This window comes from Variovorax sp. PCZ-1 (genome assembly GCF_018413605.1).
Classification (GTDB): domain Bacteria; phylum Pseudomonadota; class Gammaproteobacteria; order Burkholderiales; family Burkholderiaceae_C; genus JANMDU01.
In genome coordinates, this window is the sequence record NZ_JAHCDN010000004.1 from 192,366 (window position 1) to 209,132 (window position 16,767).

19 protein-coding genes are annotated in these 16,767 nt (G+C 56.3%); 7 read left to right on the forward strand and 12 right to left on the reverse strand.

What is annotated here, in order from left to right:
- Positions 1-212: 212 nt before the first annotated feature.
- From pyk to KIH26_RS15950, 4 genes are all read right to left on the reverse strand, one after another.
- Positions 213-1,658 carry a pyruvate kinase gene (pyk, locus tag KIH26_RS15935; RefSeq protein WP_213446678.1) on the reverse strand — a complete coding sequence of 482 codons (1,446 nt, stop codon included), beginning with the start codon at positions 1,656-1,658 and terminating at the stop codon, positions 213-215.
- 139 nt (positions 1,659-1,797) lie between these two features.
- On the reverse strand, positions 1,798-2,463 hold the full coding sequence (locus KIH26_RS15940; RefSeq protein ID WP_213446679.1) for a BON domain-containing protein: 666 nt from the start codon (positions 2,461-2,463) through the stop codon (positions 1,798-1,800).
- Entirely contained in the window at positions 2,460-3,056 is a 597-nt protein-coding gene (locus tag KIH26_RS15945) for a phosphoheptose isomerase (RefSeq protein WP_213446680.1), read from the reverse strand. The genes KIH26_RS15940 and KIH26_RS15945 overlap by 4 nt, the downstream gene beginning before the upstream one ends.
- A gap of 95 nt (positions 3,057-3,151) precedes the next feature.
- On the reverse strand, positions 3,152-3,556 hold the full coding sequence (locus tag KIH26_RS15950) for a YraN family protein (RefSeq protein WP_213446681.1): 405 nt from the start codon (positions 3,554-3,556) through the stop codon (positions 3,152-3,154).
- A gap of 14 nt (positions 3,557-3,570) precedes the next feature.
- Here KIH26_RS15950 and rsmI point away from each other — a divergent pair, with 14 nt between their 5' ends.
- Both rsmI and KIH26_RS15960 read left to right on the forward strand, forming a co-directional pair.
- Positions 3,571-4,473 (forward strand): 16S rRNA (cytidine(1402)-2'-O)-methyltransferase, encoded by a 903-nt coding sequence (gene rsmI, locus KIH26_RS15955; RefSeq protein ID WP_249661449.1) that lies wholly within the window; start codon positions 3,571-3,573, stop codon positions 4,471-4,473.
- Positions 4,466-4,795: a hypothetical protein gene (locus tag KIH26_RS15960; protein ID WP_213446682.1), complete on the forward strand. Its 330-nt coding sequence runs from the start codon at positions 4,466-4,468 to the stop codon at positions 4,793-4,795. Before rsmI ends, KIH26_RS15960 begins: the two co-directional genes overlap by 8 nt.
- A gap of 96 nt (positions 4,796-4,891) precedes the next feature.
- Here KIH26_RS15960 and KIH26_RS15965 read toward each other — a convergent pair whose 3' ends face one another.
- Positions 4,892-5,566, reverse strand: coding sequence for a histidine phosphatase family protein (locus KIH26_RS15965; protein ID WP_213446683.1), 675 nt, complete (start codon positions 5,564-5,566; stop codon positions 4,892-4,894).
- 149 nt (positions 5,567-5,715) lie between these two features.
- On the opposite strand from KIH26_RS15965, the gene KIH26_RS15970 reads away from it, so the two are divergent.
- The 5 genes from KIH26_RS15970 to KIH26_RS15990 all read left to right on the forward strand — a co-directional run bounded on the left by KIH26_RS15970 (position 5,716) and on the right by KIH26_RS15990 (position 10,995).
- The gene (locus KIH26_RS15970) at positions 5,716-5,970 is read left to right on the forward strand and encodes a SemiSWEET transporter (protein ID WP_213446684.1); all 255 of its coding nucleotides are present in this window, start codon (positions 5,716-5,718) and stop codon (positions 5,968-5,970) included.
- A gap of 136 nt (positions 5,971-6,106) precedes the next feature.
- The gene (locus KIH26_RS15975) at positions 6,107-7,525 is read left to right on the forward strand and encodes an alpha/beta hydrolase family protein (protein ID WP_213446685.1); all 1,419 of its coding nucleotides are present in this window, start codon (positions 6,107-6,109) and stop codon (positions 7,523-7,525) included.
- Between the two features lie 42 nt (positions 7,526-7,567).
- The gene (locus KIH26_RS15980; protein ID WP_213446686.1) at positions 7,568-8,785 is read left to right on the forward strand and encodes a porin; all 1,218 of its coding nucleotides are present in this window, start codon (positions 7,568-7,570) and stop codon (positions 8,783-8,785) included.
- Positions 8,786-8,916: 131 nt separating this feature from the next.
- Positions 8,917-9,981 (forward strand): class II fructose-bisphosphate aldolase, encoded by a 1,065-nt coding sequence (gene fba / locus KIH26_RS15985; protein ID WP_213446687.1) that lies wholly within the window; start codon positions 8,917-8,919, stop codon positions 9,979-9,981.
- A gap of 105 nt (positions 9,982-10,086) precedes the next feature.
- The gene (locus tag KIH26_RS15990) at positions 10,087-10,995 is read left to right on the forward strand and encodes a phosphoribosylaminoimidazolesuccinocarboxamide synthase (RefSeq protein ID WP_213446688.1); all 909 of its coding nucleotides are present in this window, start codon (positions 10,087-10,089) and stop codon (positions 10,993-10,995) included.
- A gap of 11 nt (positions 10,996-11,006) precedes the next feature.
- Here KIH26_RS15990 and KIH26_RS15995 read toward each other — a convergent pair whose 3' ends face one another.
- From KIH26_RS15995 to KIH26_RS16025, 7 genes are all read right to left on the reverse strand, one after another.
- Positions 11,007-11,870, reverse strand: coding sequence for a M48 family metallopeptidase (locus tag KIH26_RS15995; protein WP_213446689.1), 864 nt, complete (start codon positions 11,868-11,870; stop codon positions 11,007-11,009).
- Positions 11,871-12,126: 256 nt separating this feature from the next.
- Positions 12,127-13,392: a sensor histidine kinase gene (locus tag KIH26_RS16000; RefSeq protein WP_213446690.1), complete on the reverse strand. Its 1,266-nt coding sequence runs from the start codon at positions 13,390-13,392 to the stop codon at positions 12,127-12,129.
- Between the two features lie 79 nt (positions 13,393-13,471).
- Positions 13,472-14,188, reverse strand: a complete 717-nt coding sequence (locus KIH26_RS16005) for a response regulator (RefSeq protein ID WP_213446691.1) — start codon at positions 14,186-14,188, stop codon at positions 13,472-13,474.
- Positions 14,189-14,286: 98 nt separating this feature from the next.
- Positions 14,287-14,859 (reverse strand): OmpA family protein, encoded by a 573-nt coding sequence (locus KIH26_RS16010; RefSeq protein ID WP_213446692.1) that lies wholly within the window; start codon positions 14,857-14,859, stop codon positions 14,287-14,289.
- Positions 14,860-14,870: 11 nt separating this feature from the next.
- Positions 14,871-15,392 carry a helix-hairpin-helix domain-containing protein gene (locus KIH26_RS16015; RefSeq protein WP_213446693.1) on the reverse strand — a complete coding sequence of 174 codons (522 nt, stop codon included), beginning with the start codon at positions 15,390-15,392 and terminating at the stop codon, positions 14,871-14,873.
- An 88-nt stretch (positions 15,393-15,480) separates the two neighbouring features.
- Positions 15,481-16,080, reverse strand: coding sequence for a cyclic nucleotide-binding domain-containing protein (locus KIH26_RS16020; RefSeq protein WP_349627890.1), 600 nt, complete (start codon positions 16,078-16,080; stop codon positions 15,481-15,483).
- Complete coding sequence (locus KIH26_RS16025; RefSeq protein ID WP_213446694.1) at positions 16,077-16,757, reverse strand: ABC-type transport auxiliary lipoprotein family protein; 681 nt, start codon at positions 16,755-16,757, stop codon at positions 16,077-16,079. Before KIH26_RS16025 ends, KIH26_RS16020 begins: the two co-directional genes overlap by 4 nt.
- Between the last annotated feature and the right edge of the window lie 10 nt (positions 16,758-16,767).

A 16,767-nucleotide genomic window follows, 5' to 3' on the forward strand; every position in this document is an offset into this window, starting at 1 on the left:
ATTTCGTTTGTACCGTACCTCTTAGGAGTCTTGTCATATCAATCCGTAGCCATCAGCGCGGCGTATCCACCGCAGCAAAATAAAGGGGGAGGCGGGGCTAGGGTGTCTCCAGAGCGGTGTGATGTCAAAACCCCGCTGGGGGACATTTGCGGAGGTGGGTACGCCGCGCTGATGGCGGGCTCAGAACAAAAGTCTGAGCGCACTCCAAAGACTCAGCTCGCGCTACAAATCTTCAGCATATTCGTGCCGCCAGGCGCGCCCATCGGCTCGCCGCAGGTGATGGCATACACATCGCCTGTCTTCACGATGCCGCGCATTTTGAGATGAGCTTCAGCGGCTGACAAGGCGCTGTCGCGATCACTCACGCTCTCCATGAAGAGTGGGCGTACGTTGCGATACAGCGCCATCTTGCGCTGCGTGCTTTCTTTGGGCGTAAGCGCATAAATCGGCACATGGATGCGGTGCCGGCTCATCCATAGGGGCGTTGAGCCGCTGTCGGTCAAGGCCACGATGGCTTTGGCGCCGAGGTGGTGCGCTGTGAACAACGCGCCCATGGCGATGGATTGATCAATACGGTTGAAAGTTTTTCCAGTGAAGTCTGCATCGAGCTTCACGTCTTCTGCAGCTTCTGCCGCTTCGCAGACATTGCTCATTTCTTTCACGGTCTCGAGCGGGAATTTGCCAGAGGCCGTCTCAGCGCTGAGCATCACGGCATCTGTGCCATCCAGCACAGCATTGGCCACATCACTCACTTCAGCGCGCGTGGGCACGGGGTTGGTGATCATGCTTTCCATCATTTGCGTGGCGGTGATCACCACCTTATCCATCTCGCGCGCCATTTTGATCATGCGCTTTTGTAGGGCTGGCACGGCGGCATTGCCCACTTCCACAGCGAGGTCACCGCGAGCGACCATGATGCCGTCAGATGCTGCGAGGATGGCTTCCAAATGGGGGATGGCTTCTGCGCGCTCGATCTTCGCAATCAAGCCCGGCTTGTGTTTGTATTCCGCGCCTGCGACGTTACACAGCTGCCTTGCCATTTCCATGTCGGTGGCATTCTTCGGGAAGCTCACCGCCACGTAATCGGCTTGGAAGCTCATCGCGGTGCGGATGTCTTCCATGTCTTTTGCGGTGAGAGCAGGAGCCGTGAGGCCACCGCCTTGTTTGTTGATGCCTTTGTTGTTGGAGAGCTCGCCGCCCAAGCGCACAACAGTGTGCACGGCTTCGCCCTTGATCGCGGTCACGTCCAACACGATGAGGCCATCGTTGAGCAAGAGCACATCGCCCGCTTTTACTTCACGAGGCAGCTCTTTGTAATCCAAGCCCACGGCGTTCACATCGCCTAGTTCGGTGCGATCGCCATCCAAGACAAATTTCGCGCCATTTTCCAGCCACACTTTGCCTTCTGCGAACTTGCCCACGCGAATTTTCGGCCCTTGCAAATCCGCCATGATGGCCACAACACGGCCAGCACGCCGTGAAGCTTCGCGCACCATCATCGCCCGATCAATATGATCCTGCGCCTTGCCGTGGCTGAAATTCAGGCGCACAACGCTCACTTTGGCGCGAATCATGGCTTCGAGCATCTCCACGGTGGAGGAGGCGGGGCCAATGGTCGCCACTATTTTTGTGGCGTGGCGTGGGATGCGTTCTTTCATGGGGTCTCCAAATGACCGAATTAGGCCGAATTAGTAATTGGATTACATTGTGCCTGTAATCGAGTTACATGTCAGGTACGAATTGAAAACGAAACGGCAACGCCCCAACAAAGGGGCGTTTATGAGCGCAAGTTTGCGATCAGTTGGAAGGATTCGTTGAAGTCGTGCTTGGCTTCGCTGGCTGCGGCAGCAAACGCTGTAACTCTTCTTCGCTGATGATCTCCAGCACACGCACCACGCGCTGCACGCCAGGTGAAGTGCGGGCAATCTCGGTAGCGCGATCCGCTTCGCGCTGCGACACTCGCCCCATCAAATACGTCGTGCCGCGCTCCGTGATCACTTTGAAGGCATTGGCATACAGATCTTTGGCATCCACAAAAGAAGCCTTCACTCGCCCTGTGACGAGTGCATCCGATGAGCGCGCCGTGAGTGTGGAGTTCCCGAGCACAGCCAATTCATTCACGATGCTGCGCACGTTTTCGACGCGACTGACGATCTCTTGTGCACGAACCTTGTCTGCTTCGGTCGGCACCTCACCTGTGAGCAGCACTTGGCGGTTGTAGCTGGTGGCGTTGATGTGCACGCGCTCTAGGAAAGCCTCGCGCAAACGGTTCGCCGAGCGCAGCTCAATGCCTTCATCTTCCAGCTGCGCACCCGAGGTGCGGCGATCCGTGGCCACCAGTGTGCCGCCGACCACGGCACCACCGACCACCAATGGCAAGCAACCTGATAAAAAATAAGTGCCGAAAATGGCTGCAGCCGGCATCAATACTGCGCGACGTGCTACTGATTTAGTAGTATTCATGGATTCTCCTGATCACCTAACAACATGGCATCTACTCCATCGCACAAGCAGTGCAAGCTGAGCAGATGAACTTCTTGGATACGTGCTGTGCGCTCATTCGGCACACAGATATGCACATCGGTCTCATTGAGCATGGCACCGATTTTGCCGCCGCCTTTTCCCGTCAGCGCAATCACGATCATCTCGCGCTCTTGCGCCGCTTCAATTGCGGCGATCACATTGGCAGAATTGCCGCTGGTAGAAATTGCCACCAGCACATCCCCCCCCGTGCCGAGAGCGCGCACTTGCTTGGCGAAGATTTGCGTGAAATCGTAATCATTGGCAATCGCGGTGATGATCGCGCTGTCTGTTGCGAGAGCGATCGCAGCCAGCTCTGGGCGCTCTCGCTCATACCGCCCCACAAATTCTGCAGCGAAATGCTGCGCATCTGCCGCCGAACCACCGTTGCCACACACCAGCACTTTGCAGCCATTGGTCACGCAGGCGAGCAAGGCTTCAGTGGCCTGCGCAATCGGTTTGGCCAAGACTTGCGCAGCCTGGTATTTCAGGTCAGCGCTGTCGATAAAGTTTTTTTCTATGCGTTGTTCGAGCATGATGGGGAAAAAGGCTTACCCAACATGATACTAAATTGATAGCAAAGTTTCTTTAATTTATGCCGGCAATGCGCGATTTTTTCCAATTATTTGCATCAGGATGCGTCAAAAGCAGCACGTAGCCACCGAACTTGCACTTCTGCGCCCTCGCCTTCTAAGGCAATCACATCAAAGCGGCAGGGCGGCGTACGCGCCAGTCTGCTGATGTAATGCTGCGCCGCAAAGGCAATACGCCGCTGCTTCTGTGTGCTGACGCTCGCCGCTGCACCACCATGGCTCGCATTTTTTCGCTGCCGTACTTCCACAAAAACCAGGGTGCCATCGCTTGTGCGCATGATCAAATCCACCTCCCCGCCACCGCGACCTGGCGTTTTGAAATTACGAGCCACAAGTATCAGCCCTTGTTTGATCAAGTAACTGAGCGCGAGCTCTTCGCCACGATCACCCAAAGCTTTGCTTGTAGGTAGGGATTTTGCCGCTATGCTCTTGAATAGACTCATTCTATGATTTTGCCTTGAAAGCTGATTTTTCCCCTGTTCTCTCTGCAGCGCAATCCGCTGCAGGCGCGCAGCTGTATCCAAGCAGCACGCTCTATATGCTGGCCACGCCAATTGGCAATCTTGCGGATATTTCTTTGCGCGCTTTGCATGTGCTCAATCTCGTAGACCTAATCGCCTGCGAAGACACGCGCCACACCCAAGGCATGCTGGGCATTTACGGCATCAGCAAACCGCTACTTGCCCTGCATGAACACAACGAGCGCGAAGCTGCTCAAGGCATCATCGCCCGGTTACAAGCGGGCGAGCGCATCGCTTATGTGAGCGACGCAGGCACACCCGCCGTAAGCGACCCAGGCGCGCGCCTAGCGGCTGCGGTGCATGAAGCGCGCCTGCGCGTGATGCCATTGCCTGGCGCAAGCAGCATCACAGCCTTGATCAGTGCGGCCGGGCTGGCTGGCAATGATGGCCGCTTTTTATTTGAAGGCTTTCTTTCCTCCAAAGCGAAGGAGCGCGATACGCAAGTACAGCGCTTGAGCACGGAGCCCCGCGCGGTGATCTTGCTGGAAGCGCCGCATCGCATCGAGGCTTTAGCAGCTGCGCTGGCTGCATTAGGCGAACGCCCACTCACCGTTGGCCGCGAACTCACCAAACAGTTTGAGCAAATCGCTACGATGCCTGCCAATGCATTCTCAAAATGGCTTTCTGAGGATAAGCACCGTAGCAGTGGCGAATTCTCGCTGGCGATTCATCCGCAAGCTGCTTCTGAATCGTCTGCAGGTGAAGGCGAGCGCGTTTTAAAACTATTACTCCCCGAGCTGCCCACCAAAACGGCTGTGAAGCTCGCTGCAGATATCAGCGGCGAACCACGCAATGCTTTGTATGAGCTTGCATTGAAGCTCAAGAACGACGATGCCTAGGAAGGCTCGCGAGTATCACGTCTATGTGATTGCGCTAGACGATCGCGTGTGGAACAGCGCTAAATTTCGCCGTTGCAATCCCGATCATGTGATGGGCAAACCCTTCGTCTATGTGGGCATGACAGGCTTAGATCCCGATACGCGCTTTGATAAACATAAAGCCGGTATTCAAGCGAACAAATACGTCACTGACTATGGATTACACCTGCTGCCTGATCTTTACGAACATCTGAATCCGATGCCTCACGTCACGGCGAAGAAGATTGAAGTGGAGCTGGCGATTCAGTTGCAGGCCAAAGGCTATGGGGTTTGGCAAGGATAGGTGTTAGAGCCGCTTACCCCGTTCGCACTGAGCTCGTCGAAGTGCTTGTGGAGATTGCTACAGGCTTCGACAAACTCAGCCCGAACGGTATCTGTTTCAAGCGTAAGTAACCCACTCCGGCTTATCTTCCAGATGCGGCAAGGTGTTGTAAGTCACCAGCATATGCCGCTTGGGGGTAAAGGCAAACTCTGTCACGCTGCTGTTGCGGATGCGAAGATTGAGCTCAATCGTGGTCTGCGCAGATGTGCCCAGAATATGGCCGACGGCCGTACTGATCGGGCCGCCACTGGAGCAAATCAGTATCCGCGCATCATCGCGTGCGCCAAATTCAGTGCGCACCTCATCCAACACATCGGTGATGCCTTTCACGAAAGCAGGATATGCCGGCATGCCTTTCGGGGACGCCGTGCCCTCCATCCACGCGGCCAAGCCATCGCGCAGCAAACGAAAATGCTTGCGGTAATTCTCAGGCGTGCGTTCAGGCGAGAGTGGCTCGGAGTGAATCGCTTGCACCACGGCATCGCTGTCATATTCATTGAGCCCAGGCCGAGGCAACGCCTGATTCTCTAAGCCCATGCCCTTTGCGATGCCTGCGTAGGTTTGGGCATGCCGGCGCAACGTGCCCATGTAGGCCGCATCAAAGCTCAGATTTTTGGCTTTGAAATACTGCCCCAGCGCCAAGGCTTGGGCATGGCCGGTATCGCTTAGGTTGTCATAGTCTGCCGCGCCGAAACTGGCTTGGCCGTGGCGCACGAGATAGAGAGTAGGCATGCATGGATTGTGGTGCTAAGTCCGCGTTCTGGCTATCCATTGCGTGACAGAGACGGTAGCGCCCGTGATCAACACAAATTTATTCATCAAATTCGCCGATCGCCGGCATAAAATATGCGCAACATGCTCACTAATTTATAGCAATCACCATGAATATCGCAGATCTGATCGGCACACTTGCCGCCTGCCTCACCACCTTCAGTTTCTTGCCCCAAGCCATCAAAACCTTCCGCACAAAAGATGTTAGCGGCATTTCCTTGTCGATGTACAGCTGCTTTACGGCGGGGGTAGCACTTTGGCTGGCCTATGGCATCTTGCTCGGCGCTTGGCCCATCATCATCGCCAATGTCATCACTGTCAGCCTCGCGCTCAGCATCCTTCTGATGAAACTGCGCTACCGCTGAGGCTACGCATGCCGCATCCCAGCGGATTTGGAGTGTCTTATCTAAGCCACCTCAGTGATAACCCCTCTACTTTTTAAACTTACTTCAGCTTACGATAACAAAATAAACGAACGGTCGTTCTATTTTAGGAGAAAGTATGAAAAAGTGGATATCAGCAATGGGTGCCGTTGCAACAGCGGCTTTGTTAACCGCTTGTGGTGGGGGCGGTAGCGCTGGCGATGGGGCAACAGTAGATTTATCTGGATCTCGAGGCTCCTTGATTTCTACACCCATCACATTGGCAGAGTTGACCCCTGCGGCGTTTCAAGCGGCTGCACCGGCCTCACTCTTTCAAGTTGCAGGTGCCCCGAAATGCACCATCAGTTTCAAGTATTTCCAGTATGGCACTGTCGGCGCAGTGGGCGAGAAAACCATGGCCTCCGGCGGCATCATGGTTCCCAGCGGAACAGATGCGGCCTGCCAAGGCCCACGCCCGGTTCTGCTTTACGCACATGGCACATCGACCGATAAAAATAAAAACATGGCCAGCCCCCAAGACGGCGAAGCAGCGCTGATTGCCGCAATTTTCGCCGCACAAGGCTACATTGTGGTGTCGCCCAACTATGCTGGTTATGAGGCCTCCACGCTGAGCTACCACCCTTATCTGGTTGCCGACCAACAATCTAAAGACATGATGGACGCACTCGCAGCAGCGCGCAAGTCATTCGCATCGATTGGGGCCAATGCCAACAGCAAGCTGTTCGTCTCTGGCTATTCTCAAGGCGGCCACGTTGCTCTGGCAACAGTGAAGGCCATGCAAGCTTCTGGTATGACTGTCACGGCATCAGCACCTATGTCTGGGCCCTACAACTTAGGCTTCTTTGGCGATACAGTGTTTGGTGCACAGGTCAACGGTGGCGCCAGCCTTTTCACACCCTTGCTCAACACGGCGTTTCAAAAAGCGTACGGCGATATTTACACCACACCCTCGCAACTCTACGCGCCACAATTTGCAACTGGCATAGAAACTCTGCTGCCAAGCACCTCTTCTACGGCTGCTTTAATCACAGCCGGAAAGCTGCCTCAAAACGATTGCATGTTTGAGGGCGCATCTGGTTATGGTTTCTGCACCAGCGGTTTCCTGGTGAACACCAGCTACAGAACGGCTGTTTTGGCAGATGCTTCAGCGAATGCGGGCAACCCCTCGACAGGTACTGCCCCAGCGGCAGCACATCCTTTGCGTCGGGCTGCCTACCGCAATGCTTTGATGAACTTCACCTTGACGACGCCATCTCTCTTCTGTGGTGGCTCAAACGACCCCACGGTGTTTTATTCAATGAACACCACTGCAGCTCGAGGTTTCTTTGCTAGCCAAGCCGTATTGCCCCCACAGGCATTGGTTGAGCTCAACGTTGACTCTTCCCCTACAGGTCCTACTGACCCGTTTGCAGCTGCCAAGGTAGGCTTTGGCATGGCGCTTGCCGCTGCCGGAACCAACGCGCCCGCGCAGTATCACGGCGCATTGGTGCCTCCATTCTGCAATGCCGCCGCTCGCGGATTCTTCGCCAACTTCTGATGGTCTTGTCAACTCGTTGAATCAAACATCAAGGAATCAAAAATGAAAGCAAAACTATCTTTTCTCGCCACGGCCTGTCTCTTGGCTGGCTCGGCTTTAGCACAACAAAGCAGTGCGACTATTTACGGCTTAGTCGATGTTGGTGTTACATCGGTCAGTGGTTATAAACAAGGATCGGTCTTGGCCGTCAACAGTGGCATCATGGAAGGCTCGCGCTGGGGCATTCGCACAACCGAGGATTTAGGCGGTGGCTGGCGTGTGATGTCTACGCTAGAAAGCCGAGCTGAAGTTGACACAGGGTCTACCGGCAACCGCCCCCCTTCAGGCTCACAACTGCCAGATCGCTTAACTGCCGGCCTATTGCCTGCAGTCGCTGCTGGTGTGACTGGAGCCATTGGCCCGACACTTGGCGTCAATACTGGCAACGTCATGTTTGATCGCCAAGCTTGGGTTGGTTTGGTCACGCCCATCGGTGGGTTTTTGGCTGGTCGCCAGTATTCTCCGGGCTTCGAGGCGTTCGCAAGCTTTGACATCATGCAAACACAAAGCGCAATGTCGCCGGCGCAATTGGTGGCTATTCCGCAAGGTTTGGATCTCCGGGTCAACAACAGTTTGCAATATCGTATCGTGCAAGGCGCGTGGAATGCAGCCGCCATGATTGGCTTCGGAGAAACGGGGTCTTCCTCCGGCAATAGCCGTTTAATGGGCATCAATACGATCTACAAAACCGATAAATTCAGCGTGGGTTTTGGTCACAATACCAAAAACAACTCTGCCGGTCAGCGCGCTTTGAGTACGACAGTTTTTGGTGCCTCTGCTAATTTCGGTAGTGTTTCTGTAGCTGGTATGTTGGCCAACATCAAAGAACCCAACGCATCCTCGGGCCCAGAATTGTTGGCTGGACTTACCGCAGGTGGCGTTCCTGCTCTGGTCGCCAACAGCGTGATTGACCGCTTGAAGCAAGATGCTAACTTGTTGCATGTGGGAGCACGCTACACCATGAGTAACGCCAGCCACGTGACAGTTGCTTTGAATCGCTTCAACGACAAGCGCGCCTCAAATGCTGACACCACTTCTTATGGTGTGGCCTACACCTACCCATTCTCCAAGCGCACCAACGTGAATTTTGTACTGACCAAGTTCAATAATTCGGCCAACGCTCAAGCAGCGCCAGGAGGAAACGGTTATCTGGGTGGAGTGACTGCCTCTGGTGGTACAGACTCCACGTCTATCGCGGTCGGACTACGCCATTCGTTTTAACAAAACAAGTCCGCCCCCATTCAAGCCACCCGCATCAAAGCCGGTGGCTTTTTTGCTCCAGTAAAATCAAGGTAGTTACAAGCCGGTTACCAAGTTGCTGGCCTTCGGTTTTTTTATTTCTGGAGCTTTCTATGCCTCTCGTGTCTATGCGCGAACTGCTTGACCATGCAGCCGCCAACAATTACGGTATCCCCGCCTTCAACGTCAACAACTTAGAGCAAGTGCAAGCCGTGATGGAGGCCGCCAAAGAAGTGGGCGCTCCCGTGATCTTGCAAGCCAGCGCTGGCGCGCGCAAGTATGCGGGCGAGCCGTTTATCAAGCATTTGATCCAGGCGGCTGTGGAGCAGTATCCACAGATTCCGCTGGTGATGCACCAAGATCACGGCCAATCGCCCGATGTTTGCCAAGGCGCGATCAATTTGGGCTTTAGCTCGGTGATGATGGATGGCTCGCTGGAAGCCGATGGCAAAACGATTGCCAGCTACGACTACAACGTGGACGTGACGCGCAAAGTGGTCGATATGGCGCACAAGCTGGGTGTGACGGTGGAAGGTGAGCTCGGCTGCCTCGGCTCGCTCGAGACCATGCAAGGCGACAAAGAAGACGGCCACGGCACAGACGCGATCATGACGCGCGAGCAATTGCTGACCGACCCTGAGCAAGCTGCAGACTTTGTGAAACGCACGCAGCTGGACGCTTTGGCGATTGCGATTGGCACCAGCCACGGTGCTTACAAATTCACGCGTAAACCAACAGGCGATATCTTGGCGATTGAGCGCATCAAAGAAATCAACCGCCGCTTGCCCAATACCCATCTCGTCATGCACGGCTCGTCTTCCGTGCCGCAAGATTTGCTCGCGCAGATCAACCAATACGGCGGCAAGATGAAAGAAACTTACGGCGTGCCAGTGGAAGAGATTCAAAAAGCGATTCAATTCGGCGTTCGCAAAATCAACATCGACACCGACATCCGCCTCGCCATGACGGGCGCAGTGCGCAAGTTCCTCGCTGAGAATCCCGATAAATTCGATGCTCGCGAATGGCTCAAGCCGGCCCGTGCTGCCGCGCAAGCGATTTGCAAACAACGCTACATCGAATTCGGCTGCTCCGGCCAAGCCAGCAAGATCAAGGGCGACACGCTGCAAGTCGTGGCGGCGAAATACGCCAAAGGCGAGTTGGCGCAAGTAGTGCAGTGATCTCCTTGTATACCGCGCTTGGCCTTCAGGCGCGATAATTCAAAGCCCGCTAGGAGTTGCAATCACCCCAGCGGGCTTTTTCATTTTGCTTGAATTCATATTGCCATGAGCCTTTCCGTCCACACCTCCAGCATCACCAGCCTGCCCCTGCTCGCACGCGGCAAAGTGAGGGATAACTACGCTGTGGGTGAAGATCGTATCTTGATGGTGGCCTCGGATCGCCTTTCGGCCTTTGATGTGATCATGGGTGAGCCGATCACGGGCAAAGGCATTTTGCTCACTCAGATGGCGCTGTTTTGGTTTGGGAAGCTTGGGGCAATTTGCCCAAATCATTTGACGGGCGAGGATCCGCTGAGCGTGGTCACAGAAGCCGAGAAACCGCAGGTGAAAGACCGCTCTATGCTGGTCAAACGCCTCAAGCCCGTGATGATCGAAGCCGTGGTGCGCGGCTATTTGGCGGGTAGTGGCTGGTCAGAGTATCAAGCTTCGCAGTCGGTCTGTGGTGTGAAGCTGCCGGCCGGTTTGAAGAATGCCAGCAAATTACCTGAACCGATCTTCACGCCCGCCGCCAAAGCCGCCGTGGGCGAGCATGATGAGAACATATCTTTTGAAACTGCAGCGAACATGATTGGCGACGAACTGGCCACTCGTATCAAAGCCATCAGCATCGCTCTTTACAAAGCAGCCGCAGACTTTGCACTCACCAAAGGCATCATCATTGCCGATACGAAGTTTGAATTCGGCCTCGACGCAGATGGCGCACTGGTGCTGATGGATGAAGTGCTCACCCCCGACAGCTCCCGCTTCTGGCCTGCCGAGACTTATGAAGCTGCCTTCCAAGCAGGCAAAAACCCACCCAGCTACGACAAGCAATTCGTGCGCGATTGGCTTGAGCAGGTTCAGGTCAATGGCAGGCCATGGGGCAAGCAAGCACCTGCTCCTGTGCTGCCTGCCGATGTGATTGAGAAAACCGCGGCCAAATACCGCGAAGCACTACAGCGCTTGACTGCCTAACTAGCGCGCGCTTACTTCTTTGCTGCAGTTGCTCGCTTATACAGCGGCTCTACTTTCGGAAGATTCGCCTCAATGTCTTTGATGCGCGTGGGGCCACTGGGGTGTGTGGACAAGAATTGGGGTGGCGCGCCCATGCTGGCTGCGCCCATTTTTTGCCACAGGCTCACGCCAGCTTTGGGGTTGTAGCCCGCGCGGGCGGCCAGCTCCATACCGACCAAATCGGCTTCCGATTCATCTTCGCGGCCAAACTTGAGGCTAAGCAATTGCCCGCCCATGCTGGCCAGCTGAGCGCCCGTGTTGCCCAAGCCCAGCAGGGATGCGCCTAGGCTGATGCCGATATTGGTAGCAGCACTCTTGCCCATGCGCTCGCGTGCATGCTCGCGCAAGGCGTGTGCCACCTCGTGGCCCATGATCATGGCCACTTCATCATCGGTGAGCTTGAGTTGCTCCAAGATACCGGTGTAGAAAGCGATCTTGCCACCGGGCATGCAGAAGGCATTGATCTGATTGCTGTTGAGGATATTGACTTCCCACTGCCAGTTTTTAGCGCGAGCATTCCACTCGTAGGAGAAGGGCACGATTTTTTGCGCGATGCTGCGCAGGCGAATCGTTTGTGGATGATTGGCGGGCAGCAAGGCATTTTGTGCAGCGGCTTCTTGCATCATCTTTTTGTATTGCTGATCAGCGGCTTGCTCCACCTGGCTGGCAGACACCAGTTTGGAGAATTTGGAATTGCCGCCCACTTCCACACCCTCGCGCGCCAGCGCAAAGCCTGAGCCAGTGGCCAAGCAGGCTGCGCAGCCCCAATGCAGGGCGCGGCGGCGGCTTGGGTGTTGGGAAGTTTCTTGAGCAGTTGTGGCAGGCAAGGCGTTCATGGCTTTAGCAATCCTCAAAAAGGTGACAGATAACATGTTAACGCGACTGCTGCAAAAGCAGCAGACAAAAAAACGCCACAACTCTCGCTGTGGCGTGAAGAAGTCCTCGAAAGGACATCGTTGGGAGGCAAAAAATCCAAACCACCTGTGTATGCAGGCGTTTTTGTATTGTCTCTGTGCAGTCTGGTTTTGCACATCCTCAATTCTGGGGATGCACTCACTTCTGTTGCAAAAAATCACGCCGATGTGCGGAATATCACATCGCAGTTTTGGGTATGCGCACCAGGAAGCGTGCGCCTTGCCCATCATCGCGACCAAGACACTGCACGCTACCGCCATGCTGGCGGGCAATCGAGCGCACGAGCGAGAGACCCAAGCCCACACCGCCGTGCTGCTCACTTGCATGACGGCTTCTGTAGAAAGGCTCAAAAATTCGTTCGCGTTCATCCAGAGGCACGCCCGGCCCGCGATCTGCCACTTCGATCTGCACTTCAGATGCATCGGCACAGACGCCCAAGCTCACATCGTGCCCGCCATGGCGTTGCGCGTTCTCTAGCAAATTACGAATCAAGCGGCGCAACAGGCGTGCATCGCCGGGCAAGAGCGCATTGTGTATTCCGCCGCTCCATGTCAGCTCAACATTCAAGCGCGCGCCCTCTTCCGCTGCGAGCGCGAGCAAATCGACCGGCTCGCGCACAGCTTGCAGCGCGCCAGAGGCCTGTGTTTCCAAGCGGCTCGCCAACAAGATTTCATCAATCAAAGCATCCAGCTCTGCAATATTGCGAGAGAGCTCGGCTTTGAGTGAGGCGCTGGGCGCTGTCTCCATCAACTCCAAGCCCATACGAATACGCGCCAGCGGCGAGCGCAGCTCGTGCGAAGCATTGGCAAGCATTGATTTTTGCGATTGCACCAGCGCCTCGACTTGATCCGCTGCGCGGTTAAAGCGCTTGGCTAAAAAAGCCGCTTCGTCTTGCCCCGTTTCATCCACCCGCGCGCGCAGATCGCCTGCGCCCAAACGCTCCACACCGCGCTGCAAACTCTCCAGCCGCTGCGTGAGCCGGCGCACGACCGGATAGCTGCCCAGCGCAACTGCAAAAGCAAAAGCTGCAAGCAAGGCCACGAAGCCCAGAGAGGGCGGTGCACCGCGCTCGCCCGCACCGTTGCGAATGCTCCACCAGCGAGAATCTTTGCTTCCAGGCGGCCCCGCGCCATCTGGCCGTTGGCGCGGCGGCAAAGATATCGCCAATTGCTCCCCGCCTTTCACGCCCTCTGGCAGCTGCACATGAAATTCCACGCCACGCCCAGGCACGCGCACCGGCTGCACCGTCATCTTCCCGATCACTTCCCCCGCTTTGTTGCGCATCAACACTTCGCGCGCAGGCACCTCCGCCAAGCGCTCCGCGCGGATGCGCTCGGCCTGCGTGCGCAGCAGCCAACCCACCAGCATCGCGAGCACGACCACGGCCAACACCACTGCGAGCCAGATGCGAACATAGAGGCGATGGAAGAAAGGAATTTGCATAATTTCTGAATCAAATCGGCCTATTGCCGGCGTAGATACTGCGCAAGCAGCTATCAATTTAAGAGTAATCGAGAATCTGTCAATCCTGCTGTTTGGCAAACACATACCCCACACCGCGCACCGTGAGAATCCGCTTGGGCTCTTTCACATCCGCCTCAATCGCCGCGCGAATGCGCCCCATGTGTACATCGATCGAGCGGTCAAAAGCTTCGAGCTCGCGCCCGCGCACGGCTTCCATGATTTGCTCGCGCGTGAGCACACGGCCTGCGCGCTCGGCCAATGCCACGAGCAAATCAAATTGATACGAAGTGAGCTCGGCCGCTTCGCCTTTGACTTTCACCACACGCGCATCGCGATCAATCTCCAAGCTGCCAAAAACCAGTTGCGTGGAAGCAGCTGCGCTTGCCTCTTCTCCACGGGGCATCGCTTGCCTGCGCAGCATCGCCTTGATACGCGCCAGCAGCTCGCGCGGCTCAAAAGGTTTTGCCATGTAATCATCCGCGCCCAACTCCAAGCCCACCACGCGCTCCAAGGGATCACCTTTGGCCGTGAGCATGAGCACAGGCGTGTGGCACACCGGCTCAGGCAAAGCACGCAAGCGGCGGCACACTTCCAGCCCATCCATGCCTGGCATCATCAGATCCAGAATCAGCAGATCGGGCTTCAAGGCCTGCGCATTCACCAGGCCAGTTGCGCCCTCCGCTGCATGGCTGAGCTCAAAGCCTTGGGCACGCAAATAATCGCCCAGCATATTGGCCAAACGCAGGTCATCGTCAATCAGTAGTAAATGAGGCATGCTTTGATTTTGAGTCACGTGTGTTTCCCCAATGTAAAGAAGAAAAGGCTTGATGCTATGAACGCATCAAGCCCTTCAAAGATAGACACACGCCAAGCTTATGGCTCGACAGTCACCTCCACGCGCCGCGCTTCTTTGGGATCACCGGCCAGATTGGTATCGGTGGGTTTGCGCATTTCAATGCGCGCTTCCTCGATGCCAGCCGAGCGCAGGGTTTCACGTGCGGTCTTGGCGCGGTTTTTCGATAATTCGGCATTCATCACCGCATCACCGCGAGGATCGTTGTAGCCGCTGATCACGGCTTTGGATGCTGGATTGGCCTTCAGATAAGCCAGCACCTCAGCCAAAGTTGTATTGATGTCCACAGGCGCATCAAATTTCCCCGTCGCAAAATACAGTTTAGCGATGGGTTTGGCCATGGGAGCCGCAGCCACAGGCGCGGGGGCGGGTGCTGGTGTTGCTGCCACAGGTGCAGGTGCTGGGGCAGGCGCCGGGGCGGGTGTGACTGGCAGTGTTGCAGCTGGTGCGGCTGCAGCAGCCACAGGTGCAGCGCCACAGCAATTGCTGCTCGGGCCGCGTCCTGTGATCCATAGCCAGAGCAAAGCCAGCGCCATCAGCGCGGCGATCCCCCAAGTCCAAGCGTGGTAATTTTCTCGTCGGTAAGTTGCCATGAGTTGCTCCTTCAGGCCTTGTCATCTGGCGAAGGATCAGCCACGGCAGCCACGCCCGCATACAACTCATCTTGCAGCTTCTTCAAAGCACCCCACTGGTTGGTCGAAGCCAGCCGCGCCTGCTCTGCCCAGCTGCCCGGATTGGCCAGCTTAAAGCGCGGGCCGCCCTTGTCCAAAATCTCGCTCATTTGCGCAATGCTCATTTTGGAGACTTGCTCAAAAGTGCTCACGCCATGCGCGTTAAACAGCTCCTTGATCTTCGGGCCAATGCCTTCAATGATGATGATGTCATCCGCGCCCTTGATCGAAAAGCCCGCCGCAGCCGCAGCAGCGATATCGATCCCGCCTGCCCCCATCACCGTGCGCACAACAGGTGCCGCAGCCGGCGCGCTGTAAGCCGCATGCGCCGTGCCCGAGCCACCGCCATGATCATCACTGTCTTTGCGCAGCCAGTTACTCAGCAACCAGTTCAGCAACCAACCCAAAAGCAGGCCCAAAAGAAACCACCAAATGCAGCAAAAAAATGCACTCATCACGCTTCTCCTGTTAAGTTTGTAATGCGTAAGTGTTATCTTGAGGTGGCCAAACAGGCTTGTCAAGTCAAATACGACATCAACTTGCTCAGGGCTTGAAGAGTTGCCTTTGCTTACCTTCCACCACCACCTTCACCAACTGTGCACTCGTGTTGCGCAAGCGCTGCGCTAGGAGCTGGGTGATTTTGACGAGGAGTTTGGCGCCTACTGCGGGGTGGTGGTGGATGAGTTGGCCTATTGAAGAACGGGTGAGGATGGCGGCCTGGACTTCATCGATGGCGGTGCAGGTGGCGTTGCGCAGCTCGCTGTCGAGCATGGACATTTCGCCCAGCGATGCGCCGACGCGCACGACGGCTAAGCGGGAGACTTCGAGCAAGGAGCTGGTGGGCTGGCCTGCGGCGTCTTGCTGCATGATGCGCTTGGTGACATCGACCGTGCCTTTGAGCACGAGCAGCATCCAATCGCCGGCTTCGCCTTCTTCGATGAGGATTTGGCCGCTCTGCGCGCTCACGCGGCGCATGGCTTGCCCGAGGATGGCGAGCTCATCGAGTTTGAAATCCTCAAGCAGGCTGGCGCTTTGGCGCAGCTGATCGGCTTCGCGCTGCAAGGCTTCTTGCGCATCGCCCAGATCCGAGAAGCCACGCTGCTGCAGGGCAGGCGGGAGCAAAGAGGCTGGCTCAACACTCACCGTGCAACGCTGTATTTGATTTGCGCGGCGAGCCAGCTGCTGAGCTGGCGCACAGCATCATCGGTGGCGGCGGTGAGCGCTTTGACGCCGCCTGCGGCATCTTGGCTTGCGGCGGGAGCTCGGGCGAGCACGGTGGTTTGCGCGGCGAGCTGATCGTTTTTCAACAAGCTGACGCGCAGGCGCACGAGGCCAAAACTTTTCTCGGGGCTTTCAAAGACTTGGCTGAATTCATCGAGCTCGATGCGCAGCACCCAAGGGGCGATGCCTTCCGTTGAGAGCACAGGGCCTTGGAGAGCTAAAGCATCGCGCACGCGGGCGCGTACGAGCTGGGCGGGCGAGCTGCTCCAGCGCGCTTGCGCATACGGGAGCAATTGCTGGGCATTGCTGTATTGCAAACGGTAAAGCAAGGAGGGGCTGTCCAAGCTGGCGCTGGCTTCGATCTCTGGCAGAGCCACGGCTGCGCTGCGCGTGGGCGCGGCGGCGGATGCTGAACTCAGCACGGGGCCAAAGTCATACACGGCTTTGGGCGCGGGTGGCTGAGGTGTGGCGCAGGCGGTGAGGATGAGCGGGAGCAGCAGCCAAGTGCAGCGCATGGCAAGACGCTTTGCAGGTGTATTTTTTAAGCGTTTTAGCCCTTTCGCCGGCGTAGAATCTGCGCGAAGTGCTATTAAATTCATAGTGTTCGGA